Consider the following 25440-nt stretch of genomic DNA (forward strand, 5'->3'; position numbering starts at 1 on the left):
GGCTGACGGAGCAGTATGGTTCCGTCAGCCAGACCGGCAGCCGTGGAGAGGGAAAACTGGCTGCCCCTGGAAGGGTGGCCACCATGATTGGCCCGGCCAGCCATCGTCCAGCCAGACGCACCCCGGACACCATGAGGACTAGAACATATGAATGCATTGCATCCACCTGCCAATCTCGCCGCCGGCGACGACGAAAGGGTGGTTGAGCTGACCAACGCCGGTCCGAGCACCGGCACGCTGGCTCCTCGCGCTCGTTTTGACTCAGGACTGCCCGAACAGTCCCTGAACGGCCTGTGGCGGTTCCACCTGGCCGATTCCCTGGCACAGGCACCGGACGGTGTCGAAACGGAGGTGTTCGACGACACCGAGTGGGACTTGCTGCCCGTCCCCTCAAGCTGGAACTTCCATGGACACGGCCTGCCGGCATACACCAACGTGACGTTCCCCTTCCCGTTGGAACCGCCCTTCGTGCCCACCGAGAACCCCATTGGTGACCACCGTCTGGTCTTTGATGCTTCGACGGACTTCCTCGCTGGCGCCGTGCTGTGCTTTGATGGCATCGATTCCGCCGGCACCGTGTGGCTCAATGGAACCCTGATGGGCATCACCCGTGGAGCCAAGCTTCCCCAGGAATTTGACGTCACCGGGGTGCTTCGCGCCCGGGGCAACGTCCTGGTGGTCAGAGTGGCGCAGTTCTCCGCCGCCAGCTACCTGGAAGACCAGGATGCATGGTGGCTGCCTGGAATCTTCCGCGATGTCACCTTGCTGGCGAGCCCGGCCGGCGCCATTCGGGATGTCTTTATTCAAACCGGCTTCACGGCTGCCGAGACTGGCACTCTGCGTGTAGAACTCGACCCGCCGGTTCCCGGTGCCCGGGCCGAGATCAGCGCCCTGGGCTTCGCTGAAGACCTGGTCGACGGATCCCTGGCGGCCATGGACCTGGGCCCCGTGGGGCCCTGGAATGCCGAGGTGCCCGTGCTCTACGAGCTGACCATCGCAACAGCAGTGCAAACCTTGAGGTTCAATGTTGGTTTCAGGTCCATCACAGTGGAGGACGCCCAGATCAAGGTCAACGGGGTTCCCGTTCTGTTCCGAGGGGTGAACCGTCATGAACACAGCCCGGATCTGGGCCGTGCCGTGCCACATGATCAGTTGGTGCGTGAATTGCATCTGATGAAGGCCCACAACATCAACGCCATCCGCACGGCCCACTATGCCCCGCACCCTGCCCTGTTGGACTTGGCCGATGAGCTGGGCTTCTATGTCATTGACGAGTGCGACTACGAGACGCACGGTTTTGAAGGCACCAATTGGGAAGGCAACCCCAGCGCCGAGCCGCAGTACAGGGAAGCCCTGCTTGACCGCATGTCGCGCCTCGTGGAGCGGGACAAGAACCACCCCAGCATTCTCATGTGGTCCCTGGGCAACGAGTCGGGAACGGGCTCCAACCTGGAAGCCATGGCGCGGTGGACCAAGCAGCGCGACCCGGATCGGCTTGTCCACTATGAGGGCGATTGGGCGTGCCCGTATGTGGACGTCTATTCACGCATGTATGCCGCACCTTCAGAGGTGGAGCTGATTGGCCGGCAGGAGGAAGAGCCCCTGCCAGACGAGGTCCAGGATGAGCACCGGCGGAATCTGCCCTTCATCCTGTGCGAATACGTTCATGCCATGGGCAACGGGCCCGGGGGCCTGCAGGAATACCAGGACCTCTTTGAGAAGTACCCGCGACTGCAGGGCGGCTTCGTGTGGGAATGGATTGAGCATGGCATCCGGCAGTACACACCGGACGGAGAGGCGTACTTTGCCTACGGCGGCGACTTCGGCGAAAAGGTCCACGACGGCAACTTCGTCATCGATGGCCTTGTCTCGGCGGACTTGGAGCCGCGTCCCGGCCTGCTCGACTTCAAGAAGGTCATTGAACCGGTCGCCATGGCTGTTTCCGAGGACTGGCAAACCCTTGAAATCCACAACAAGTACGACTTCCTCAGCACCGCCCACCTTGCCTTCGACTGGCGCATTGAGGCACGGGGCGGGCGGCTTCTGGAGGGCATGCTGGACATCCCGGCCACAGCCGCAGGTGGATTGTCCGCCGTCGTGCTCCCGCAGGAAATTGCCGGGGCGCGGGGGGACCAGCGGGTGCTGACCATCAGTGCCGTTCTCGCCGCGGACGCGCCGTGGGCGCCGGCAGGACACGAAATTGCCTGGGTCCAGCAGGGCTCGGTGGAAGCGCCGGTCCCCAAAGTGGCGGCAGTTTCAATGGCGGCTGTGCAGGACGGCGTGCTGAGTTTGGGACCCGCCAAGTTCAGCCTGGCAACCGGTGAATTGTGTGAATTCAAGGGGCTGTCCGTCGAGGGCCCACGTTTGAACTTGTGGCGTGCAGCAACCGACAACGACAACGGCAAGGAGCGCACCCTGCCCGGCAATCCTCGCGATGCCGACACATGGAAGGCCTTCGGCCTGCCCTTGTTGGAAGGGCGGTTGCGGTCCATGACGGACGACGGCGGCACCATGGTGGTGCGCGTGCGCTACGGGGTCCCGGGGGGCAGGCAGTCTGTGGATCTGACGTGCAGGTGGACGAGCGACGGCGATCAGTTGGCGCTGGACGCACACGTGGAGCCCGGTCCGGGATGGGGCCGGAACTGGCCGCGGATCGGTTTTGACTTTGAGCTTCCAGGAGCATTGTCACAGGTGTCATGGTCAGGATTCGGTCCAGGCCAAAGGTACCCCGACACGGGCATGGCCCAGCGGCTGGGCTGGTTTGCTGCCTCGATTGACGAACTGCAGGTGCCCTATGTGCGCCCGCAGGAAAACGGTTCGCGGGCCGGGGTTTTCGAGCTGTGCCTGGCGTCTACAGGGGAGTCCTTGACGTTCCGTGGCGCGGACATGGCCTTTGCAGCCCGTCCCTGGTCGCAGCAGGCCTTGGCGGCGGCAAAACACACGCCGGACCTCCTGCCGGACGGAAAGATCCACCTTACTTTGGATGCGGCCGTGCTGGGTGTTGGCACTGCGTCATGCGGCCCCGGCATACTGTCGGCCTACCAGCTGGCGCCCGCCGCTTGCGATTTCGCGGTGGTTCTTTCATAAGCCACGGTGGTGCGGCTGGCGGCCGATGCAGTGGCTGCAACCGCACACCAACGGCAATTGCCCAAACTCCACTTTGCCGCGACGGCCAGATCCCGTGGAGTGCACAGGGAAATAACCAAGCCGGCGTAACTATTCAGGGGGCGTGTGGCGTGTTGACGCGGTTTAGGCGTCCGCCGGGTGGATTCTGAAGAGGTTCGCAGGCAGGTAGGCACCTTCCCGGGTTGGCTGGTTCACATGTCCGATTCATCCGCTGTTCCCACGGTCGGGTCGTTGCTGGCCCGGCTGGAAGAATCCGACGCGCTGATCACGGCCCTGAAAACCGGGGTCGGCTCCCTGCGCTCGACGGTCGCCACCCTCGACGGCCGCCTGAAAAAGAACTCGCAGAACTCCTCCAAACCACCGAGCACCGACGCGTTCACCAAACCGCCGCCACGGTCCCTGCGCCGGCCCTCGGGCCGTTCCCCGGGCAAGCAGTCCGGGGATCCGGGGATGCGCCCGGAACCGGTCGATACCCCCGATGTGGTGCCGATCCACGAACCGGACCGCTGCGGGCGCTGCGGGCTGGATGTTTCCCAGGGACCGGTGACCGGAGAGCGGTTCCGGCAGGTCTTCGACCTGCCCGCGATCCGGCTGCACATCACCGAGCACCGGGCACGCACCCGCCAATGCTCCTGCGGGCACCAGTGCGAAGCGCCCTTCCCGGCCGAGGCCACCGCCACCACCTGCTACGGGCCAAGGATCCAGGGGCTGGGCGCCTATCTGATGGGCCGGCACCACCTGCCGGTGGCCCGCACCGCCGAGCTGATGGCCGACGCCTTCGGTGCCCCGGTCTCCACCGGGTGGCTGGCCTCCCTGCAACCGCGGGCGAAGAAGCTGCTCGAACCGTTCCTGGAAGCGGCCAGGGCCCGGGTGCGCCACGCAGGGGTGGCGCACTTTGATGAGACCGGGGCCCGGGTTCAGGGGAAGCTGGCCTGGGTGCATGTGGCCTCCACCGGGGCGGTGACGCTCTTGCATCTGGCCCCGGCACGCAGCGGCGGGTCCATTGAAGCCGGCGGGATCCTGGGGCACGGCTTCAACGGGGTGGCGGTGCACGCCGGGCTTCCGGCCTACCGCCGCTACCCGGTCCGGCATGGGTTGTGCAACGCGCACCACCTCCGGGAACTGGCCGGGATCGCCGAGGCCGGCGGGCAGGACTGGCCGCTGCGGATGGCCGATTTGTTGGTGGAGATGCTCGTGGCCGTGGACGGGGCCAAAGCGGCAGGCAAGACCAGCCTGAACAAGTGGGTGCTGCGCGGATACCGGCGCCGGTACCGGCGCCTGATTGCCCGCGGGGTGGGACTGAATCCGCTCCCGCCACCGACCGGGAAGCGCGGCCGGCCCGCGATGGGCCCGGTGCGTTCCCTGCTCAAACGCCTGGACACCTACGAGGACGATGTCCTGCGCTTCGCCCACGACTTCACCGTCAGCTTCGATAACAACCACGCGGAGCGTGACGTCCGGATGGTCAAGCTGCAGCAGAAGGTCTCCGGATCCTGGCGGTCATGGGAGGGCGCCGAAGCGTTTCTGGCCGTGCGCTCCTACGTCGGAACCGCACGGAAACAGGGCAAAAACGCCGGTGGTGCCCTCAGGGACCTCTTCGGCGGGAACCCCTGGATCCCCGCCACCCCCTGAACAGTTACCTCCATCATCGAATCCGGGAACAACCGGTTCCGGTGTTTAGCCAAAAACGCGGAGGCACTGCCCGGGCCAACAGCTCCCCGGCCAGTGCCTCCACATCCAAAAATCCGCGCTGGGCGTCCTCAATTCCTTGCATCCCACCAGTCTTAACGACCAGCCCCGCAAGTCCAGCAGGCGCGCCTTAAACCACCCCCAATTTGTTCAGCAGTTTCCTAGGACCCCGGCGTCACGCTGCCGGTGCCACTCGGTCATCTGTGAGGATTAGAGTCCCTCCCGACGCAGGAAGACCACCCCCATGGCCCTGGCACGCGGTATCGTACGAGGTCAAAATCTCAAGCTTCTGGACCGGGGTGAACGACCGGCGGGGCCTGGGCCCACCGGCCCGCGGTCCGGGACGGCTCATGGAACCATCTTCGCGTACGGCGCTCAAAGCTGGACTGGACATGGTAAGTGGATTCCTGGTTCTCGCCCCACGCGATCAAGCGGACTTGCTATGAGCCGTTGGTACCGTTCCAGCCTGACGCAGGGCTGGTCGCAGTGGCCATCTATCCGCATTTTGAAGGCGATGGCTCCATGTATTTCATCGGATGCCATACGGCCGTCTGCTGGCTTGCCATCGGCGCCGGCAGGGTGGCCAGGCTGGTCGGTGCCAGGTGTGGAGGCAAAATCCGGGAGGCCTTCTCGTCGGTGGTAGGAGCGGCGGACACGTACCAGTGGCTCCTTCATGGCCGGCCGACCATGAAGGAGTGCCGATGAAGCGGCCCAGCCCACCATCATGGACAAGTTCACCATCGGCCGGTGACCTTCCGGCTGAACTTGCCCACCTTGCTCGGGGACGGCTTGGGCGGTCTGTATCGCCGATCCGTGCGTCGATAGCGAACGCTGAACGGACACGTTCGCGACCGAGTCTGGGTTCTACTGCGGGGATTTGGACACCGTGCGTCGGTACTGCGGGCTAGATGGCTTTTCCGACAGCCGTGCAGCCTTATCGTTTACGCCATGGGAGGCACGGTCGGTGCGATTCACGCCTGTGGCTGTCATCGTCGTTGGCTCCCGCGGGCACGGCGGATTCCCCGGTCTGCGCCGGGACTCGGTTTCCACCCAGATCATCCACCACGCACGTAGTCCTGTCCTGGTCGTTCGGTCCGAGACCGCCTGGGGCGTAGCCCACCGGGGCCCAGCTGCGGAGCTGGGCAACCATCGCTCTGACTAGGATGCTGGGAAGACCAAGACAACGTCTATGCGCCTATCTAGGTGATTGCGCCGGGCACCGGCAACTGGCCTGCACGACCAGCGGCGGGCTCACGGCCCGGGCGTTGGTTCGTGCCGGTCGGTCGTCGTGGGTCCTGGAGGGGCCGATGGGGAGGGCAGATGGCGGCGTTGGTTTCTCAGCTGGAGGATCCGTGCAGCCCCGGCGATCGCGACCAGGATCCCGCCGGCGACAGCTGCAATGAGCAGCGCCATGCCCAAGGAAAGCTCGCCGGCAGCGCCAAGATAGTGCACGATCACGCGATCCTGGTTCTGCAGGATGAAGATGATCAGCAACACCAGAAGAATCAGCCCCGCGCTGACGGCCACCCAGATCATCCCAGTGCGGGTCACCTCCGCGGCGCCATGCAGGTCCCTTGACGGTTTCCGGGGAGGGCTTTTCGGTCGGGACGGTGAAGGTTCACCCGCCGGGCGGGAACCGGGGTGCGGGCCCGTCGATGGACTCGGTGCTGGATCAGCGACCATGTTTGTTCATCCCCTAACTGGAACACGCCGTCCGTGCAGGACGGATATTCCACAGGCTACTCCTCCCGGAAGCGTGTGTCTGTCCCGTGCCCGTAAGTCCCGGTACGGGCTAGGGCGTGTCTCCCAATGCGGCGCTCCAGATGACGACGGCGTGCAGGACGGCCGCTGAGCGGTAGGTGAGGGCCAGTTTGTCGTAGCGGGTGGCCAGGGACCGCCATTGCTTGAGGGTGTTGAAGCTGCGCTCGACCACATTGCGCCGTTTGTAGGCGTCCCTGTCGTATCTGACGGGGCGTCCCCCGGCGGAGCCCTTGCGTTTCCGGTTGGCCTTCTGGTCGTCCTTTTCCGGGATAACGCACTCGATGCCCCGCCCGCGCAGGTACGCCCGGATTGCTTTGGAGGAATAGGCCTTGTCGGCCATGGCCCGGTCCGGGCGGGTGCGGGCCCGGCCGGGACCGGGCCTTTCTACCTTCAGGGCCTCCATGAGGTTCTCAAACATCGGCGAGTCCCCGCCCTGGCCCGGCCCCAGCAGCAGGACCAGGGGACGCATGTTGCCATCCACCAGGGCGTGGATCTTGGTGGTCAGCCCGCCGCGGGACCGGCCGATGGCATGGTCCTCAGGCTCGTCGAGCAGATTCCTGTAATTCGACAGGTCCCCCTGTGTGGCGGGGCAGGTTCGTGCCGTGCTGGTGGGCACGGTTGACCGTGGAGTCGATCGAGACCTCCCAGTTGATCAGCCCGGCCGTGTCCGCGCGGGTCAGCAACGCCGCCAGGACCTTGTCCCAGGTCCCGTTGGCGGCGTTGCGGCGGTGGTGCTTCCACACGGTCTTCCACGACCCGAAATAGGCAGGGAGATCACGCCATGGGATCCCTGCCCGGTAGCGGTAGATGATGCCCTCGGTCATCAGCCGGTGGTCGTTGAAGGGTCGGCCCGGTTTCCCCGACGAATCGGGCATCAACGGGGCAATGGACTCCCACTGGGCATCGGACAACACGGAATAGCGAGAAGGCACCCATCAATCATGCCAAACCGCAAAACCACTGATTAGGAGACACACCCTAGGTCCCCCACGTCGAGGAGATTGCTGCGCCAGCTGGGCCGGGCAGGAGATTGGGGCTCCCGTGGAATGGAACTGGTGAATGCGCGGGCGCGGCGAATATCCTAGTCATTGACGTGGGTCAATGTGGGGGAGTGACGATGGTTCCGATCCTGACGTTCGCCTTTGCGGTGTTGTTGCTGCTGGGGGTTCTCATTTCCGAGCGCGCCAGCCGGACGGTGCTTTCCACGGCCGTGTTGTTTCTTCTGGGCGGTTTCGTCCTGGGCCGCGGCGTGCTCGATGTCATCCCCATCGAATCCGTGGATCCTGTCGTCGGGGTCCTGGCCCAGCTGGCCTTGTTCTCCGTGCTGTTCACCGACGGCATGAAAGTGGGGCTGTCGGATCTTCGCAGCGCCTGGCGCTTGCCTGGCCGGGCGCTGCTGTTCGGGCTCCCGCTGACGCTCCTCATTACGGCCCTGCTGGCCCGTTACATCGTGGGACTGCCATGGCTTCAGTGTTTCCTGCTGGGGGCAGTGCTGGCGCCCACCGATCCGGTCTTCGCGGCCGCCATTGTCGGGCGTCAGGAAGTCCCGGGACGATTGCGCCACCTTCTCAATGTCGAGTCAGGGCTCAATGACGGACTGGCCCTGCCCATCGTTTTGGTGTTGCTGGCCATCGGCGGCGGGACGGACACCGGCATAGGTGTGCTCGCCGAGGAGATCGGCCTTGGGTTGCTTGTCGGCGTCCTCATTCCGCTGATCGTCATTGGGCTGGAGCGGCTGCCGTTCCTGAAAGCCACCAAGGGCCTGCAACCGCTGGTCGCAGTGTCCATCGGGCTGCTCGTGCTGGCCATCTGTCTGGTCACGGGGGCAAACCTCTTCCTGGCGGCGTTCTCGGCAGGAATCACGGTTGCCACCGCAGGTCCTGGCTTCCGGGAGGAATTCGAACAGTTTGGTGAGTTGGTGTCCGAGTTGCTGAAGCTCGCTGCCATTCTGGTGTTTGGTGCGCTGATCACCCCGACATTCCTGTTCGGTGAGATTGCCTGGACAGGATGGGTTTTTGCCGTGCTGGCCATCGTCGCGGCCCGACCCCTGGCGCTGCTTGTTTCCTTCCTGGGCACCCGGCTGCCCCTGAGGGAACAACTCGCGGCCATGTGGTTTGGTCCCAAGGGCTTCGCCTCCGTGGTTTACGGGCTCCTCGTTCTCGAATCCGGCGTGTCACGCTCCGACGAGGTCTATCACCTCGTAGCCCTGGTCATTGTGCTGTCCATCCTGGCCCATTCCTCCACCGACGTTGTCATCGCCAGGCAATTTCAGGCCCGTCCGCCCCCGACGCACTAGCCACCGCCCTCGTGCCAACTGCAGCCCCTCTCATCAGCTCCGGAAAACGAAGGATTTCAAGGACAGGTGTATCGAGAGCCGGGCATACAGCGGGCTTCCACAAGGAGACGTCGTTCTGCGGGAAACCGCCCGCAGCAAATCCCCACACTGTCGCAACGGTCCCACCGCAGCAACAAGCCGTCACCATTCACGAAATTCATGCCAGAACCCGTTTGGTTCTGGCGCCCATTTCGTGAATCGGGGACCGGTCGTGGTTTCGGTCATGAGAGCAGGACTCTGAACTAACAACCCCCGTCGCCGTCTGAAAAATGGCACCGGTCCTTTCCAGGTGCTTCTGGACACGGCGGTTCCGGCCAGCAGCGGCTGGAGGGAGCACCCCTCGCGTGTATGGCCGGGAGGCCGGGAGTGTGTTAGAAAGAAGGCTGCGGCAGGCATTTCTGGGTTCACAGCACCTGCCGTAGCGCCAACGCATCGTGGGAACCGGTGGAGATGACAAACGGCAAAATGGCTCAGGTCTTGGACATGCTGCGGACGCAGCTGTGGCCCGTGCCTGCCCTGGCCTTGGCCGTGGCTGTAGTTCTGGGTGGAGCATTTCCTGCCCTGGATGCCTCCGTGGATGGCCGGCTGCCCCAAAGCGTTACAGTCCTTCTCTTTGGCGGGGGTCCGGAGGCAGCCAGGTCTGTGCTGCAGGCTATTGCGGGGTCCCTGATCACGGTGACCTCGCTGACCTTTTCGCTCACTGTTGTGACCCTCCAGTTGGCCAGCAGCCAGTTCTCTCCCCGCCTGTTGCGCACCTTCGCCAGCGACAGGTTTGTCCATGGGACCCTGGCGTTGTTTCTGGCCACCTTCGCGTTCGCGTTGGCGGTCCTCAGGAGCGTCCGGACGGAAACCAGCCAGGGCCCGTCCTTCGTACCCGAACTATCCATCACGATCGCCTATGCCCTCGCCATCGCCAGCATCCTGGTTCTGGTGCTGTTCCTGGCCCATCTGACCCGTGAGATCCGGGTTGAAACCATGATGGAACGCGTCGCCAGCGAAACCCGGGACAGCATGGACCGTATCTTTCCCCCTACCCGGCCTGCACCTTCGGCCGAACCAACGGCAACTGCCGTAGGTGTCCGCATCCGCTGCTCGCACTCCGGATTCCTCACTGCCGTGAACAAAAAAGCCCTGTTTCGGGCCGCGGTCGAGTCGGGCGCGGTGATCCGGGTCGACCGCGAGCCCGGCAGCTCCCTGATCGAGGGGACTCCGTTTGCCACTGCCTGGCCGTTGGCGCCCGGGCCCGCCTTTGCTCCGGAGACCTCGGACCAGCTCCGTGAAAAGGTCAACGCCGCAGTCGAGACCGGCTTTGAACGCACTAACGTCCAGGACATCGGTTATGGCTTTCGCCAGCTCGCCGACGTCGCAGCCCGGGCCCTCTCGCCGGGCATCAACGATCCGACCACTGCGGTGCACGTGCTCGGCCATCTCTCCGCCCTGCTGTGCCGGCTGGCCGACCGGAACCCGGGCCCTGAACTGCTCGCCGATGACGCCGGAATGGCCAGGGTCATCCTCGCCCAACCCCGGTTGGGGGACCTGTTGGACCTTGCCTTGGGACAGGCGAGGCTTTACGGAGTCCGCGACCCTGCCGTCGCCGAACGGCTTCTGGTCCTGTTGCAGGAGTTGTCCTGGTGCGACGGCCAGGGCCGGTACCGGCACCAGATTCGTGAACAGCTGGACGCGCTGCGCGAGGCCATCGACGCAGCCACCTATCTTCAAGCCGAACGGAGCCGGCTCCAGGCCCTCGCCGATGCTGTCGAGTCAGGCGCGCCCCGCTGAGGCGCCCGGGCCATGGCGGCAAATAGTGAGGATTGCCCGATACACGCTCTGCAACCCGGTGGAAGCACATCACCGAGAAGTGCGTCGCCGAACTCGACTGCGCCGGCCGGCAGGCGGCCAGCGAGAGGGGTTCATCGATTCTGCCGCCCGCACAGTTCAAGGCCGGTGCATTTCCCGTGGCCGGTTGCGGCAATTCTCGGCCAGAGCTGGAGCATACTAATATCGGATCCTGCACCTCCGGCCGCAGGGTGGGCCATGGGACCAGTAGAGCCGATGCGCCGTGCCGGGTCTCTGGTTCGAAGACTGGCGCCGGGAGCCCAAATGACCAGCATCCAGCTCGGACACTGTGCGGTCGGGCCCCGCCTGCGGGTGGGCATGAACGGCTTTCCCGTGAGGGCAGTCATTTGTGGTGCAGCGGCCGGCAGGCTGGCGGCGGTAGCTTTCCAGGCCCGTAGCGGCTGGTACGCGGTCAGGGCTCAGGCCACGGGCCCGCGCCCGGACGGGTACGTGATTGATTTCTCCGGCCCTTCCAGCAGGCTGCCGAGCTGTGGGCATCATCCTCCGCATCCGTGAGTTGGGCAGGTCCATCGCGTGGCATACGTCGACACTCACGGAACTTGCCGTGCCACGCTCCCCTTCGCAAGTTTTGCCGAAGCCGTCAATGACGATCTGACCAGTCGCCTACTCAGACCCCGACCAGGCCATCCGTGAACCGCTTGCTCCAGCGGTGCACATCCGGCATGGCCGCACCACATCCACCGTCGACCAGAGCCTCGACGACGGAAACATGATCGAGGCGGATGAGTTCGTCGCCACCGGCGGTATCCACTCGGCACTCCGGGGGCGGCCCCGCTGCCTTGGAAAAGGGCTTTTCGGTCCCTCGGCTTCCACATCGGCGCCGGCACCGTCCGCGACACGGACCTCGCCGCCGTGAGCGGGGCTGGGTTCGCCGCCACAGACTCCCGGAACGAGCCCATGGGCCTGTACAGGCTGCCCGACAGCAGGACCACCGCCGTCGGTGCGCATCGGACTAACAATCCTGCCCGTCTGAAGGATGCTCCTGCCCTTATGTGGTCCAGAAACCTCAAACCTGGCCGGAATCTTCCCCTCCCACTCGGACACGGGCCCGAGGACCGCTGCGTCGACCAGGTCGCCCAGAACCAGATGCCCCGCTGACATACCGGACTGGCAGCACTGATCGGCGACACGGCCGCGGCGCTCTCACTGCTGGACGGGCACGGAGCTTCCCTGGGCGGGCTGCCGCCTGCGTTCTTGGCGGCGAACTCACATATCGCCCCCAGACAGCAGGGACACTTTCCGCGGGCACACGCGGGAGCCTCACACGTGGAAGCCCGCCAGCGGGCCCGGGAGGTTGCCGCGCAATGGTTTGTTCCGGCCACCCGGAATGCCGCGCCTTCATGCATCATCCGACGATCCGGCCCATGAAGATGCCCGGCATGACCCAGCCGACCGGCTCATCCTTGATCGGCAGGTCCGGGTGTGGCGTGTTGCCTGCCGGCCGTTGGCGCACAGGCATCACTTATGTTGGCGACACCCTGGGTGGGGGATCTTGGGTGTTCCCGGGAGGGTGGGGCCGACTGCCCACCAGGCGTCGGTCGGTTCGAACAACACCGTTGGCCGGGTACGTTGATGAGGCCGGGCCAAGACGGATCATCGGCCGGAGACGGATGCATGAACTGCCGCGCCGGGCACGTCTGCTCCGGGTTCTTCTGCGGGACCGCAGGGGTAGCCTGCCGCGTCGTTCAGGCCCATGTCCAGGCCGGGTTGCTTCGGTCCGACGCGGTCCATTTTCATGATCACTGCCGTGGACCAGGTCAGGGCTTGGCTGATGCCCAGGAACACATTCGCCGCGACGATCCATCCCCAGGACGGCCCGAAGATGAGCATGATCGGTACAGGGAACGCGACAAGCCATCCTGCGACGAGGATGGGTTTGGGGCCATACCGGTCCGAGAGCGTTCCGGCGAAGTAGTTCGTCGCGGCCTTGGACAGGCCGAAGGCGAGAATGTACGTCAGCGCGCTTGTCTACAGGTCCAGCTGGACTGTCTGGGAAGCGAGCAGGGGCAGGACAGTGCGCTCCTGCCCGAGTGTCCCGCCCACCAGGGCGCTAACCCCCACCAGCAGCATGAACTGCGCCAGATTCTGCCGAAGACCCAGCACGGCTCCCGTGGATCCTGGGTTATGGGGAGGGAGTGTGATTCCCGGCATTCGCAGTGCTCCGTTCATGGTGGGGTCATAAAGGTGCCCGGGCGCGTGGGGACGCGCCCGGGCTGGATGCCCGGCCTGGAGGGGCCTGCCCGGACGGTTTAGGGTTACGTTGCTGCGACGGCGTTCTGCCGGGTCTGCTGCCACCTGGTCCAGGCTTCGTAGCTGCCGTCGAGTTCGACGACGTCGTACCCGGCGCGGCGCAGGGCGCTGGCGGCAACGGAGTTCCGGACCCCGGACTGGCAGTAGGTCACGATGGTGCCGTCGGTGGGCAGTTCGTCAAGGTGCCACATGACGCGGCCGCCGCTGAGCTGGTGCGAGCCGGGGATGTGCCCGGTGATGTGCTCGGTCTTGTTGCGGACATCCAGCACCATGGCGGCGCCGAAGCCGTCGAGTTCCTCGGGCTGGATCAGCTTCGGCGTGGTCGTGGGCAGCCCGTCGATGCTGGTGATGTAGCCAGCTACGTTGTCGATGCCGACGCGTACCAGGTGGTCCCACATGTCCTGGGCCTGCTCCTGGTCCTGCGCAAGCAGCACCAGCGGGTTCTTGTCCGTCTCAGGGTTCACAACCCAGGCGCCGTAGCTGGCAACTGACTTGCCGGCGGGGACGTTCAGGGAGCGGGCAACCGTTCCCTCATGGACTTCGTTGTTGGGACGGGTGTCGATGAACGTGACCTTGTCCGCTGCCAGATCCTTGGCGACGTCGGCGGTGTCCAGCTCCATGAGGGGCGTACGCTCGCCCATGACGGCAGGACCTTCACGGTTTTCGCGCTTCATCCGGCCGAAGTAGGCGTGGGCGTCGGGCTGGCCGTCGAGGAGTTCGTCGATGAAGCCCTGCTCGTCGTTCGCGGCCAGGTACGGGCCCCACCAGGCGTAGAGCCGCTCGTACCCGACTGTGGAGGACGGGATGGCGCCGAGGGCCTTGCCGCAGGCGCTGCCGGCGCCGTGGGCGGGGTGGACCTGGACGTAGTCCGGCAGGGTCAGGAACTTGTCCCGCAGGCTGGCGAAGAGCTGCTTGGCGCCGAGGAAGCGGGTGTCGATGCCGCCGGCTGCCTCATCAAGCAGGTCCGGGCGGCCTAGGTCACCGGAGAAGACAAAGTCACCCGAGAGAAGGTAGCCGGGCCGGTCGCTGAACGCGCCGTCGGTGACCAGGAAGGACAGGTGCTCTGGGGTGTGGCCCGGTGTGTGCACCGCCTGGATGCTGATATTTCCCAGGGCGATGGTGTCGCCGTCGTAGAGGCGTTCGCCGTCGAATTCGTACTGCCAGTCCGGTCCGCCCTCGCCGGAGACGTAGATTTTCGCGCCGTTGGCGGCGGCAAGTTCACGGGTGCCAGAAAGGTAGTCGGCGTGGATGTGGGTTTCGGTGACGGCTACGATCTTCATGCCGTTCTTTGCGGCAAGATCCTGGTACACCTCGATGTCGCGGCGGCCATCGACAATGATGGCCTCACCCTTGGCCTGGCAGCCAATCATGTAGCTGGCCTGGGCGAGGTCTTCATCGTATATGCGCTCGATAAGCATCTGGTGCTCTCCTTCGTGGAGTAGGTGTATTGGGAGTTCTTGGTTTAAGTCTAATACCCCTGGGGGTATACAACCAAGAGGGATATGCGGCGGGTAATCCGTGCGTGCGTCAGGCAGGCTGCCCGCCTGCGTCAGCCCGGAGTTTGTCCATGTCCAGGTTCTTTACGGCCTGGATGACCTCTTCCAGGCCGGTGGCGTTGAGGCCTCCGGGCTGGGAGAAGACCAGCGTCTTGTCCTTAAAGGCCATCGGCGTGGGGATCGAGGTGATGCTCGCCGCTGCGGCAAGAGCCCTGTTCCACCTCGGTGTCCACCTTGGCGAAGGTGATGTCAGAGTGCCGTTCTGCCGCGGCTCCATAGTTGGGTGCGAACATGCGGCAGGGACCGCACCATGCCGCCCAAAAGTCAACGAAGACGATCGCGTTGCTCTCCAGGGTAACGGCGAAGCTCTGTTCGGTGACGTCGATGGTTGCCATCGTCTTTCGTGTCTTTTCGGGCGTTGTCTTGAGTGGTTGGTGGCGGGACTGCAGGGGTCAGGTGGTGGGGAGGCAGGCGCGGGTCCAGGCGATCATGCCGCCGGCCATGGTGTCCGCGGAAAAGCCTGCATCGTTGAGGGCCTCGGCGACGCGGGCTGAACGGTTGCCGCTGCGGCAGACCGCTATGACGGGGACTGCCGGGTCCAGTTCGGACAGGCGTGCCTGCAGCTGGCCCATGGGGATGTGCAGGGCGCCGGGGATCATGTCTTCGGCGACTTCGAAGTCCTCGCGGACATCGAGGATGCGGGCGGTGGAGCGCCGCTGCTCGGCTTCGGTGATGGTGATTTCAGCCATTGGATTCTCCTTGGAAATATTGTGGGCTGTTGTTAGCGGACGGGTTCGCTGGCCTGGCGTCATGCCGCTATGCCGCCGCGCAGCGAGTAGGCGTCGTAGCCTTTCGCGGCGAGCAGCCGGGCCGCGGAGGCGGACCGTGCCGCGGAGGCGCACACGGCGATGACGCCCCGGGTTTTCTGGATCCCGGCGGTGCTGGTCTGCAGCCGGTCCAGGGGAACGTGCTTGGCCTGCGGGGCGCGGCCGGTGCGCCATTCCTGGGCCGATCGGACATCAATCAGGGTGGCGCCGGAGCCCAGGAGTTCCTTGGCTTAGGCGACGCTGACGGTCTTATAGGGCTTGCTGAAGGCCTTTTTGAGGGAATCTATCAATCCCATGGTGTTCTCCTGTTTGGTGTGGTCAGGCGGTGACGGTGCCGGCAGTGACCCACGCCGCGACGGCGAAGATGAGTACCGCGAATGAGATGCGGATGTGCGTGTCCTTCACGCGGCGGGCCAGTCGGGCGGCGACGAGGGAACCCAGGATGGCCGGGACCGCGAACGCCAGGGTGGTGGCCCAGTCGATGGTGTACCCGGCAGCATGGGCACTGAACCCGGCGGCGGAGTTGATGACAATGATTGCCAGGGATGTTCCGACGGCCTGCTTCATGCGCAGACCCAGGAAGATGGTCAGTGCGGGGGTGATGAGGAAGCCTCCGCCTACCCCGAGCAGTCCGGTGAGGAAGCCCACGAGCAGCCCTACCCCTACGGCCTTCGGGGCGCAGGACCGGAAGGCCCTGTCCGGCCCCGTGCTGCAGGACCCGTCGGATTCGCGCGGCTTCTTGAGCATCCGGATTCCTGCGGCCACCATGATCACGGCGAAGGCCAGCATCAGGATGTTTGGGTCCAGCAGCCGGCCTACGGCCGCACCGCCCCAGGCTGCCGGGATGCCGGCAGCCCCCACCAGTGCGATTACTGGCCAGTTCAGGCCGTCCCGGACCCGGGGCAGCAGGGCGGCCCACGAGGATACCCCCACCACCAGCAGAGAGGTGGGGATGGCCTGGGCCGGGCTCATGCCCACCCCGTACACAAGGGCCGGAACGGCGATGATCGACCCGCCGCCGCCCACTACGCCCAGGACGATCCCGACGACGAGCCCCAGACCCAGGGCCGGAATCATGCCGCCGCAACCCCGTCAGTCGCGGGTACGGGGAGCTGCAGGATGGCGCTTTCGCGGGTGGGTTCCTTGGTGGCCTTGTTCCAGGGCATGGCCGAGAGGGCCTTGCCCATGGCACAGGTGTTGGTGGCGGCTGAGAACGTCAGACCCGTGCCGATGGCGCCAGCCAGCATGCGCACCTTGGGAGAGACGAACCTGCCCCCGACCAGGCCCAGCACCACCAAGGAGCCTGCAGCCAGGCGGACCTGGCGCTCCAGGTCCCAGCGGTTCTTGCCCTTCACAACCTCGCCGCCGGCGGCAGCGAACCCGGGAACTCCGCCGGTCAGGACGTAGGCACCGTCCATCCCCGACTTGCCGAGGCGCTGGCGTGCCTGCTCGGCGCGCGCTCCGGACTGACACACCAGGACCACGCCAGAGCCCAGCTTGGCGGCGAGTTCGTCGGTGTGCTCGGAAAGCAAAGGCAACGGCACGTTGTATGAGCCCTTGATGTGCGTGGACTCGAACTCGGCGGCGGAACGCACATCGATCACCACGAGGTCCGGGTGCCCGGCGATCCAGGTGCGCAGGGCCTCTGGGGCAAGGGCGGTTACGGCTGGAGCCGTGGAGGGGGAAGTCATGGATGGCCTCTCGTACAGGTCGTTGGATGAATACCCCACCGAGTATTACAGATACCCCAGGGGGTACGCAAAACACCCTAGGGGGTATAGGATGAACGAAAGCCCCCGACCCTTGGAGAGACCCATGGAACTCAACCCCTCAGAACTCACACCCGTGATTAACAGGCTCAAGCGCGCCCAGGGCCAGCTAGCCGCTGTCACCCGCATGCTGGAAGAAGGCCGGGACTGCAAGGACGTCGTCACCCAGCTCGCGGCCGTGTCCAAAGCGCTCGACCGGGCTGGGTTCGCCATTATCGCCACAGGTCTGGAGCAGTGCATCGTCCAGAAGGACGCAACGATGGACCGTAAAGAACTGGAAAAGCTCTTCCTCTCCCTCGCCTGACCAGCCCCACTCTCAAGCCACCCCAGGAGAACCATGACGTACACACTCCGCACGACCAGCGCTCTTCCGTGGGCCGAAGCGCTGGCCCGCACCCGGGACGCCCTGTCGGCCTAGGGATTCGGAATACTTACCGAAATCGACGTGCGTTCCACCTTCGAAGCCAAGCTTGGAACCGAAGCCGCTGACGCCGTAGGCGACTATGTCATCCTTGGTGCCTGCAACCCCGCCCTGGCCAGCCGCGCCCTTGCCGCAGAACCCGAAATCGGCGCACTCCTGCCCTGCAACGTCGTCGTACGCCGCAGCAAAGACGCGGGAACCACCACCATCGAGGCCATTGACCCGCAGACCATGGTCCAGCTCAGCGCTGTGCCGGCCGTCAAAGAGGTCGCCGACGACGCCGGCACTCGCCTGCGCAAAGCCCTCGCCGCCTTGAGTAGCTGACGGAAAACGTAATGTCCGCCAACGAGGGCGCCCCGGTGCCACAAGAAGAGGACGGTCCGGGTCTGCTCATCCATGCAGCCGGTCCGCTTGAGCCCGACACTTTAGCCGGTATCCCGCGCAGTACAGCCAATGCTCGCGCCGCACTCAAACCCGGAGCGGCCATCGAAGTAGTGGTCCAAGGCCCCGGCGTCCGGCTGCTCGCTTCAGACTCTCCGGCCAGCGAGGCCATCACCCACGTCCGGCAACTGGATGTGGAAATTCTTGCCTGTGCGAACAGCCTGCGCTCTGCGGGACTGGAAGCAGAGGACCTTACCACCGGCATCGACACTGTTCCAGCAGCAGTGGCGCACCTGGCCGAGCGCCAGTGGCAGGGCTGGGCCTACGTCAGGCCCTAACTGCCCACGTTTCACCCACCCGCGTCGCACCATTGGGCCTCGAACTTCGCAACCGTCCGGATCGCAGACGTTGTAGCCGCACGACAGGTGCACGGATCGTTCTCATCGGCCGCTTCCCGCTGGGACTTGCCGTTGTGGCCATCGTCAGGGTGGCGTTGCGGCTCGAAGGAGTTGTCACGGACAGCTCAGGTCGGTCGGGATTGCCCTCGGAGGGCAAGAAATGGGGTGTGGACAATGTCCACACCCTTTACAGTCGGACTAGACCGTACCGGTGCCGGACCGGCCCGGATTCGGCAGGTTTCCGGAACTTCCCAGTGATGCTCCTATAGTTGTCAATTCAGTTGCGGGGCTGCTTGTTCATGGAGCCATTGCCGGTAGTTCGTGGCGAGTGTGTCGTTACGGATGAGGCCTCGTTCGAGTCGGGAGATCACGGAGGGCCATTGACTCAGGTGGCCGGCGGCGGCGTTGATGGTGAACCTGAGTTGCTTACGTTTCTGGCGTAGGTCCGTGATGCTGGGTGCCGGCACCGGATTGAAGATCTGGCGGTATATTTCGCGGGCTACGTAGCGTTTGAGGCAGCGCATGATCTCCCGTTTGGTTTTTCCTTCGGCGGTGCGCTTGCCGACATAGTCTTTGGTGCGCGGACATGATGACATGCGGACCAGCACCACCTGGTGCAGGGCACGGTTTGGGTTGCGGTCGCCTCCCCCGCTGAGCCGGTGGCGGGTCGTTTTTCCTGACGATGCCGGGATGGGGGCAACCCCGACGAGTGCCGCGAACTGGGCTTCGTTGCCGATCCGTTCGCGGTTGTCTCCCACGGTGACCAGAAGCTGGCTGGCAACCTCGGGCCCCACTCCGGGGAGGTCGCAGAGCAGGGGCGCATAGGAGTCGAGGATTTCTTGCAAGGCATTGTCGGCGGCGGTGATTTCCTCGGTCAACGCCCGATAGCGGGTGGCCAGGGTTTTCAGGGCCAGCAGTGTCGTGTATTCCGGGTCGGCGATATGGCCGGAGGGCCTGGTCCGTTGCAGGGCGGCGATCAGGGCAGGGGTGGCCATTGCCCGGTATTTCGTCCGGAGTGCGTCGGGTGCCGAAATGAGGAGGCCTTTGATCTGGTTGACCGCGATCGTCCGGGCCTTCATCGCCGATGAACGTGCGGTACGGATGATCCGTAGGCATTCGACGGGTCCGTCTTTGTCTTTCGGGATCGAGATGCCGCGCTGGGCGAGCACCGACTGGGCCGCCTGATAGGCGTCCAAGGGATCGGATTTTCCCTTCAGGCGGCGTTGGGCCCGGTTCGGCCGGTTGACCTCCAGCACGGTCAGTCCCTCCTCGGGCAGCACCCGGGCCAGCTCCGCACCGTAGGAGCCGGTTCCTTCCACTCCCACCGCCAGGGCCGTTCCATGGCCGGCAATGAAGTCCAGGATCTTGCGGTACCCGGAACCCACGGCCAGAAACTCCTGGTCGGCCAACGGTCTGCCGTAATCGGTAATGATGGCCACATGGTGAGTATCGGCATGCGTGTCGACGCCGACGATGACATTCAATGGTTCTTTTGCCAAGATGGAATCTGCCCCTCAGGTACCAATGTTAGTTGATGGGCACGTGGGCCAGGTGGGCAGACAAAACGGTAATGGGACTGGTCGAATCAGGCTCCTATGAAGTCATGTCCGCCTGGCTCCACGCGCTTGCGGCGGACCTTGAACCGGTGGACAGATCCCAGGAAAGACAGTGTCCGCGGAGTCGCTGCGGGAACGGCAGTTTGAAGGCGGGTCCCACCGGTTCAAGACCGGTTCCAGTATTACCGTTTGCAGGGGCTGGAATCCGGTTCGAGTCCCACCTCGGGCACAGTGTTTCCGCAGGTCAGGGGCCCTTTGGGCCTTGGCCTGTGCACAAAACCCGCCAAAGTGTGTGCACGAAGTCCGTTTGGCGAGTTTTTTGGCCCGGATTTACGGGCTCATGGCGTGTGGGTTGCGCTGGTTGCTGATCATTGTGCGTCCTCGATTCCTGGGGTCGGTGGTCCGGTTTTCTGCCGTATATCTATTCATCGTGGAAATCACGGCTTGAAACATGACGTGGAGGGAACTTTCGTGAGTTTCATTCCCTGCGACGCCCAAAGCCTGTGGCCGCACGTGGCCGCCAGGATTGACGGAGACGCCCTCTACGAGGACCAAACGTCCGGCAAGTAGGACAGCCGTCCCCAGCTGGCCGCCTGCCTCGAAGCCCTGCGCCTCGGCGACACCTTGGTCGTGTGGAGGCTGGACCGGCACGCCCTGGGCCCGCGCCGCTTGACCGGCATCGTCCACGACCTCACCGAACTCGGCATCGGCGTCAAGGTCCTCACCGGCCAGGGCGCGGCCATCGGCACCACGGCCACGTCGAGGAAGCGGGTCTTCGGGGGCTTCGCTGCCCTGGCCGAGTTCGAGCGCGAGCTGATCTCCGAACGCACCCTGGCCGGCCTGGCCTCGGCCCGCGCCCGCGGACGGAAGGGTGGACGCCGGTACATGATGACCATGGCGAAGGTCCGGCTCGTCATGGCCTCCATGAGCAAGCCCGAAACCAAGGTTGGTGACCTGTGTCCGGAACCGGGCACCACATGGCAAACCCTCTACCCCCACGTCTGCCCAGCAGGGGAACTGCGATCCGATGGGGATAAGCTTTTGAACCGGAACTGGGGTCGCTTCAGAAGAAAGTAGATCCATCACCCCAAACGAGGAGTGCGCGGATCGGTGTGCCGTCAAGGGGCCGGCGACCTGCCCGGTCGGGGCGTGGTCCATCAGTGGGCGTCGCTCGAGGGCGCCCTTCGCCGATCGTTCCGAAAGGGGAGTACGTTCAACACTGCATTGCGCATCGTGATGCCCGATCGGGTCCGGGGCACCAGGAGGCGCGAGGCGATGCCGGCGCCGCGTTGCAGCGGTCGGATGTGTTTGCGGTGGCTGTTTTCATAGCCGGCGAGGGCGGCGGTGTGGTCGAGGGGGTCGGCGGCAATCGCGTCGGCGAGGGTCTTGGCTCCGACGATCGCACTGCTGGAGCCTTCACCGAACAGCGAGATGCAACTGGCCGCGTCACCGAGCAGCACCACGCGGCCTGCCGACCACTCCGGTACGTTGATGCGGGTGACGGCGTCGAAGTACCGATCGTCGGACGCGCCCCATTCCTTCAGTGCAAGCGCGGTCAGCCATCCGCCTCCGGCATAGGTGGACTCGATGAGCCGGCTTCCTTTGTCTACATCGCGGGGGTCGAAATCCTGCTCCGCTCGGAAGATGAATGCGTACCCGGGCTTCCCTCCGGCCGGGTGGATGGTTAACGAGGTTCCCGGTTCGTTGTACATCAGCACGCTGCGCGGATCGTCGATCGGCACGGGGGCGCGCACGGTGCCCACGAACATGCCGAACGGGCGTGAGAAGAGTTTTTCGGGACCGAAGGCCAAGCGGCGGACGCCGGAGTGGATGCCGTCTGCTCCGATGACCACATCAAAGCGGCGGGATTGGCTCCGCTGAAATTCGACGTCGATTCCGCCTCCGTCCTGGTGCAAGGCGGTGATCGAGTCGTCCCGGATGATGAGGCTGTTCTCCCGGGCCTTCTCGAGCAACAGGGCGACGAGGTCATTGCGTGCGACCTCGGCCTCCTCATGGCGGTCGGCGTGGTGGCGCGTGCGGACCTGGGCTTGGGGCCGCCCGCCGGCGTCGACGCAGACCAGGCGTTCGACACCGGTGTCAGCCTCCTCCAGACGCGGCCAGAGGCCCATCTGCCGTGCAATGGAGACCGCTTCTCCGCGTACGTCAACGGGGTTGCCGCTGGAGGGTGTGTCCGCCGCCCGTTCCACGATCGTGACCGACCAGCCGGCCTTCGCCAGCCAATACGCCGCGGTCAATCCGGCAATGCCGGCGCCGGAGACCAGTACGCTGCGATCTGCCATGCGCCCATTCAAACACCCATCACCACAGGCACCCAACACGAGGGCAAGTGCGCTTCGCCGGGGAGTCCACGGCGGGAAGCCAGCATGGATGGGGATGCGTTCCCGGACGCGCCTGCGTGACGACCTGAGGTCCCGCCCGCACGAGGACCGGCTTGCGGGCACCCGGCGGTCGCGGGGTCCCACAACTTGCGGCGGGAGCGCCGATGTCATGCCGCCGAGATGGAGTAGCCGAGCACCGGCAATCAGCGGCGCCCCGACGTCCTTGGATGCGATGCGTGAACCGACGCTGCCGGTCCCGCGGCAGGATAAATCGTCGACGCACCCTGGAATTGTGGAGAGATGGACATGAGTCGCCAGGGGCAGGCGCCCCTGGAAGCGCGGCAAGCATAAAGTCGCAGGCGTGGACGGCACTCGCAGCATAAAAAGCCGTCAGTGCTTGCGCAATGCGTTAGCTAACGCTAACGTATTTATGTGCCTGACGTTCTGGAAACCGCTGCGGAACCGACCCGGCGCGCCCTGCTCCAGCTCCTGGCCCGCGGGGAACGGAGCGTCACCGAGTTGGCGGGCAACTTCACGGTCACCCGGTCCGCGATCTCCCAACACCTGCTCCTGCTGGCCGGCGCGGGCCTGGTCCTGGCCCGCAAGGACGGCCGGAAGCGGTACTACCGCCTTGACTCCGGCGGCATGGCCAGGCTGCGGGAGGCACTGGAGTCCTTCTGGACAACGGAGCTCGATTTGCTGGCCGCCGATGCCATGGGCCTGCATACACAACCACACCAAGGAGATACCTGATGACCATTGACAAGTCCGTCTTCATCCCGGCCACCCCCGACGAGGCCTTCGCCCTGATCACCCAGCCCGAGAGGCTCCGCCGCTGGCAGACCGTCGCCGCACGGGTGGACCTTCGCGTTGGCGGGGACTACCGCTGGACCATCACCCCCGGCCATTCAGCCGCAGGAACCTTCACGGAAATCGACCCCGGCAAGCGCGTCGTCTTCACCTGGGGCTGGGAAGGCGCCGCAGCTCCGGCAGACCTGTCCACGGTGACCATCACCATGGACGCCGTCGACGGCGGCACCACGGTCCGGCTTGTCCATGAGGGCCTGGGCGCCGGGGAAGAAGCCGGCCACACCGAGGGCTGGAACCACTTCCTGGACCGCTTGGTTGCCCTCGCCACCACCGGCGATGCCGGCCCCGACACATGGTCCGCCACACCCGATCCCATCAACGAACTCATCAGCGCCGAAGCAACCCTGGCCATCGCCCAGCGGGTCCTTCGCACCCTCACCACTGCGGACATGGACCAGCCGACCCCGTGCGAGGACTTCACGGTCTCAGGGCTCGTGGAGCACCTCATTGGTTCGGTCACCCGCATCGCCAAGGCCCTGGGCCTGGCCATCGCCGTCGATCCGGCCGCCGCCCCCGAGACGCGCCTGGCGGATGCCGCCCAGCCCACCCTCGAGGCATTCCAGGCCCGCGGGCTGGAAGGAACCATCGACATGGGGTTCGCCGAACTGCCCGCAACCATCGTGGCGAACATCCTGAACCTGGAATTCCTGGTCCACGCCTGGGACTTTGCGACCGCCACCGGCCGCGAACTCGACGTCGCACCCGCACTGTCCGGTTACGTCCTGGACCTGGCCCGGAACACCATCAGCCCCCAGATGCGCGGATCAAGCTTCGCCGAAGAGACCCTGGTGGATGAATCGGCGGCCAACATGGACCGGCTCGTGGCCTTCACCGGCCGCCAAACCACGTCCGCCTAGCGGCAGCCGGCAGGGGAAGCACCATGGTGCATGTCCACACAGAAACCCTCATCCATGTCCCGCGGGCGGTCGTGGCCGAGTACGCGTCCAACCCCGACAAGGCCCAGCACTGGTACGCGAACATCACCTCGGCCACCTGGCAGACACCCCGGCCCCTGGGGGTCGGTTCCCGGGTGGCGTTCACCGCCCGCTTTTTGGGGCGCGAACTGGAGTATGTGTACGCGTTCACCGAGCTGGTCCCTGGCGAAAGGCTGGTCATGCGCACCAGCCAGGGACCGTTCCCGATGGAGACCACCTACACCTGGTCCGACGACGGCGGATCGACGCGGATGATCCTCTCCAACAGGGGCGAACCCGCCGGCTTCTCCACCCTGGCGGGGGTGTTCATGGCTCCGATGATGCGCAGGGCCATGCGCAAGGACCTCAAGGTCCTGAAGACCATCCTCGAATCCAGGTAGCACTCAGCGACCACGGCACGCCCTCGGTGGGGTGGGCACATCCCCCTGTCGCCGAACCGGCCCCTTCCGCTAGGGTCGGGACCGGCACCACAACAGCACCGCAACAGCACCGCAACAGCATCCTCACTATTGATCGAACGAAGGGATACATGCCATGAGCAAGTTCATCTACATCTACAAGGGCCCGGCCACCCCCATGGACCAGTTCACCGAGGAGCAGGCCGCGGAGCAGACGGCCGCCTGGGGCGCCTGGATGGGCAAGGTTGGACCGGCCCTGGTCGACGGCGGCGCCCCGTTCGGCGCCCGCACCGCCGTCGTCGACGACGGATCCGGGACCGAAGCGTCCGAGCTGCAGGGGTACACCATCGTTGAGGCCGAGAACCTCGACGCCGCCAAGGCCCTGACCCAGGGGCACCCGTTCCTCACCGAAGGCAAGGGCAGGTTCAGCCTGGACATCTTCGAACTCATCGACATGAACATGTAAGACCACCCCCTCGACGACGGGTCTTCCGTTCGCCGCCCGGCAACGGAAGACCCATCCGGTCCCATGCCCACCCCTCCTGGAATTTTCGGCCTGCCGCCAACGATGGCCGGCACATCAACCCCAACCGCATGCGTCCTGAAAGGACAGCCACCAATGGCACAGTTCCTGATTACTTACCACGGCATGGGCCACCCCACTCCGGAGGCCATGGCCGCCGGCCGGGCAGCCTTCCAGGCCTGGGTCGAATCCATCGGCGATGCCGTCATCGACCCCGGCGCCCCGGTAAACGTCGTGGGCCAGATCGCCTCCGGCGACGCGGCCCCTGAGGCGCTTCTGTCCAGCCACCCCTTCATTGCCCGGGGCGGTACGCTGCAGATCAGCGAGTGCCTGGGCATCTAGCCACAGCACGCCGGCCCGGCATGGGTGCGGACACCGGAACCAGCAAGGAGCAACAACTATGGCCCACGCCGAGCATGAAACCACCATCAGCCGCACCCTCGAGGAGGTCTATGCGTTCCTCGCGGACGGACTCAACAATCCCAAATGACGCACAGGGGTCCAAAGCA

The 25440-nt window shown here is 65.1% G+C and carries 22 protein-coding genes and 4 pseudogenes; 14 read left to right on the plus strand and 12 right to left on the minus strand.

Translation table 11 applies throughout. From position 1 onward, the window contains the following. Positions 1-147 precede the first annotated feature (147 nt). The 3 genes from ACQCSX_RS01735 to ACQCSX_RS01745 all read left to right on the plus strand — a co-directional run bounded on the left by ACQCSX_RS01735 (position 148) and on the right by ACQCSX_RS01745 (position 5977). Positions 148-3087, plus strand: coding sequence for a glycoside hydrolase family 2 TIM barrel-domain containing protein (locus ACQCSX_RS01735; RefSeq protein WP_427017389.1), 2940 nt, complete (start codon positions 148-150; stop codon positions 3085-3087). Between the two features lie 234 nt (positions 3088-3321). After that, on the plus strand, positions 3322-4758 hold the full coding sequence (gene tnpC / locus ACQCSX_RS01740) for an IS66 family transposase (protein WP_427017390.1): 1437 nt from the start codon (positions 3322-3324) through the stop codon (positions 4756-4758). Between the two features lie 1036 nt (positions 4759-5794). After that, a complete protein-coding gene (locus tag ACQCSX_RS01745; RefSeq protein ID WP_427018945.1) occupies positions 5795-5977 on the plus strand; it encodes a universal stress protein in 183 nt (60 codons plus the stop codon). 89 nt (positions 5978-6066) lie between these two features. Here the strand turns inward: ACQCSX_RS01745 and ACQCSX_RS01750 are convergent, their stop codons facing one another. Both ACQCSX_RS01750 and ACQCSX_RS01755 read right to left on the minus strand, forming a co-directional pair. Beyond that, a complete protein-coding gene (locus tag ACQCSX_RS01750; protein WP_427017391.1) occupies positions 6067-6351 on the minus strand; it encodes a LapA family protein in 285 nt (94 codons plus the stop codon). A 256-nt stretch (positions 6352-6607) separates the two neighbouring features. Then, positions 6608-7451, minus strand: a protein-coding gene (locus tag ACQCSX_RS01755; RefSeq protein ID WP_427018933.1) for an IS5 family transposase whose coding sequence is annotated in 2 segments (ribosomal slippage) — positions 6608-7144 and positions 7146-7451 — 843 coding nt in all. Because the reading frame shifts where the segments join, the coding sequence is not laid out codon by codon here. 155 nt (positions 7452-7606) lie between these two features. Between ACQCSX_RS01755 and ACQCSX_RS01760 the strand changes: the two genes are divergently transcribed. Beyond that, complete coding sequence (locus tag ACQCSX_RS01760) at positions 7607-8872, plus strand: cation:proton antiporter (RefSeq protein WP_427017392.1); 1266 nt, start codon at positions 7607-7609, stop codon at positions 8870-8872. Positions 8873-9376: 504 nt separating this feature from the next. Further along, the gene (locus ACQCSX_RS01765; protein ID WP_427017393.1) at positions 9377-10690 is read left to right on the plus strand and encodes a DUF2254 domain-containing protein; all 1314 of its coding nucleotides are present in this window, start codon (positions 9377-9379) and stop codon (positions 10688-10690) included. Between the two features lie 685 nt (positions 10691-11375). Here the strand turns inward: ACQCSX_RS01765 and ACQCSX_RS01770 are convergent. The 8 genes and pseudogenes from ACQCSX_RS01770 to ACQCSX_RS01805 form a co-directional block, all read right to left on the minus strand. Beyond that, on the minus strand, positions 11376-11519 hold the full coding sequence (locus ACQCSX_RS01770; protein WP_427017394.1) for a hypothetical protein: 144 nt from the start codon (positions 11517-11519) through the stop codon (positions 11376-11378). Between the two features lie 917 nt (positions 11520-12436). After that, positions 12437-12919: pseudogene (locus ACQCSX_RS01775) on the minus strand (MFS transporter); the annotation flags it as partial. Positions 12920-13023: 104 nt separating this feature from the next. Beyond that, positions 13024-14436, minus strand: coding sequence for an MBL fold metallo-hydrolase (locus ACQCSX_RS01780; protein WP_427017395.1), 1413 nt, complete (start codon positions 14434-14436; stop codon positions 13024-13026). 109 nt (positions 14437-14545) lie between these two features. Next, positions 14546-14909, minus strand: a pseudogene (locus ACQCSX_RS01785) (thioredoxin family protein). A 57-nt stretch (positions 14910-14966) separates the two neighbouring features. Next, positions 14967-15263 carry a rhodanese-like domain-containing protein gene (locus ACQCSX_RS01790; protein ID WP_427017396.1) on the minus strand — a complete coding sequence of 99 codons (297 nt, stop codon included), beginning with the start codon at positions 15261-15263 and terminating at the stop codon, positions 14967-14969. 59 nt (positions 15264-15322) lie between these two features. Further along, positions 15323-15637: pseudogene (locus tag ACQCSX_RS01795) on the minus strand (rhodanese-like domain-containing protein). Positions 15638-15659: 22 nt separating this feature from the next. Beyond that, positions 15660-16418 carry a sulfite exporter TauE/SafE family protein gene (locus ACQCSX_RS01800; protein WP_427017397.1) on the minus strand — a complete coding sequence of 253 codons (759 nt, stop codon included), beginning with the start codon at positions 16416-16418 and terminating at the stop codon, positions 15660-15662. Further along, positions 16415-17032, minus strand: coding sequence for a rhodanese-like domain-containing protein (locus ACQCSX_RS01805; protein ID WP_427017398.1), 618 nt, complete (start codon positions 17030-17032; stop codon positions 16415-16417). The genes ACQCSX_RS01800 and ACQCSX_RS01805 overlap by 4 nt, the downstream gene beginning before the upstream one ends. Before the next feature lie 124 nt (positions 17033-17156). On the opposite strand from ACQCSX_RS01805, the gene ACQCSX_RS01810 reads away from it, so the two are divergent. From ACQCSX_RS01810 to ACQCSX_RS01820, 3 genes and pseudogenes are all read left to right on the plus strand, one after another. After that, entirely contained in the window at positions 17157-17414 is a 258-nt protein-coding gene (locus ACQCSX_RS01810) for a metal-sensitive transcriptional regulator (RefSeq protein WP_056348507.1), read from the plus strand. Between the two features lie 33 nt (positions 17415-17447). Further along, a pseudogene (locus tag ACQCSX_RS01815) lies at positions 17448-17855 on the plus strand (DUF302 domain-containing protein). Between the two features lie 11 nt (positions 17856-17866). Beyond that, a complete protein-coding gene (locus ACQCSX_RS01820) occupies positions 17867-18250 on the plus strand; it encodes a DsrE family protein (protein ID WP_427017399.1) in 384 nt (127 codons plus the stop codon). A 332-nt stretch (positions 18251-18582) separates the two neighbouring features. On the opposite strand, the gene ACQCSX_RS01825 is transcribed toward ACQCSX_RS01820, so the two are convergent. Next, positions 18583-19809 (minus strand): IS110 family transposase, encoded by a 1227-nt coding sequence (locus tag ACQCSX_RS01825; RefSeq protein ID WP_427017400.1) that lies wholly within the window; start codon positions 19807-19809, stop codon positions 18583-18585. Between the two features lie 687 nt (positions 19810-20496). Here ACQCSX_RS01825 and ACQCSX_RS01830 point away from each other — a divergent pair. Beyond that, complete coding sequence (locus ACQCSX_RS01830) at positions 20497-20943, plus strand: recombinase family protein (RefSeq protein WP_427017401.1); 447 nt, start codon at positions 20497-20499, stop codon at positions 20941-20943. Positions 20944-21023: 80 nt separating this feature from the next. On the opposite strand, the gene ACQCSX_RS01835 is transcribed toward ACQCSX_RS01830, so the two are convergent. Beyond that, positions 21024-22166: an FAD-dependent oxidoreductase gene (locus tag ACQCSX_RS01835; RefSeq protein ID WP_427017402.1), complete on the minus strand. Its 1143-nt coding sequence runs from the start codon at positions 22164-22166 to the stop codon at positions 21024-21026. Between the two features lie 471 nt (positions 22167-22637). Between ACQCSX_RS01835 and ACQCSX_RS01840 the strand changes: the two genes are divergently transcribed. The 5 genes from ACQCSX_RS01840 to ACQCSX_RS01860 all read left to right on the plus strand — a co-directional run bounded on the left by ACQCSX_RS01840 (position 22638) and on the right by ACQCSX_RS01860 (position 25273). Continuing rightward, complete coding sequence (locus tag ACQCSX_RS01840; protein WP_427017403.1) at positions 22638-22958, plus strand: ArsR/SmtB family transcription factor; 321 nt, start codon at positions 22638-22640, stop codon at positions 22956-22958. Further along, positions 22958-23932, plus strand: coding sequence for a TIGR03086 family metal-binding protein (locus ACQCSX_RS01845; RefSeq protein WP_427017404.1), 975 nt, complete (start codon positions 22958-22960; stop codon positions 23930-23932). The genes ACQCSX_RS01840 and ACQCSX_RS01845 overlap by 1 nt, the downstream gene beginning before the upstream one ends. Positions 23933-23955: 23 nt before the next feature. After that, positions 23956-24390 carry an SRPBCC family protein gene (locus ACQCSX_RS01850; protein ID WP_427017405.1) on the plus strand — a complete coding sequence of 145 codons (435 nt, stop codon included), beginning with the start codon at positions 23956-23958 and terminating at the stop codon, positions 24388-24390. Positions 24391-24544: 154 nt separating this feature from the next. After that, positions 24545-24874, plus strand: coding sequence for a YciI family protein (locus ACQCSX_RS01855; protein WP_427017406.1), 330 nt, complete (start codon positions 24545-24547; stop codon positions 24872-24874). 153 nt (positions 24875-25027) lie between these two features. After that, positions 25028-25273: a hypothetical protein gene (locus ACQCSX_RS01860; protein WP_427017407.1), complete on the plus strand. Its 246-nt coding sequence runs from the start codon at positions 25028-25030 to the stop codon at positions 25271-25273. Positions 25274-25440 lie beyond the last annotated feature (167 nt).

Origin of the sequence: Pseudarthrobacter sp. P1, assembly GCF_050156935.1 — a bacterium.
In the GTDB taxonomy this organism is placed as follows: Bacteria; Actinomycetota; Actinomycetes; order Actinomycetales; family Micrococcaceae; genus Specibacter.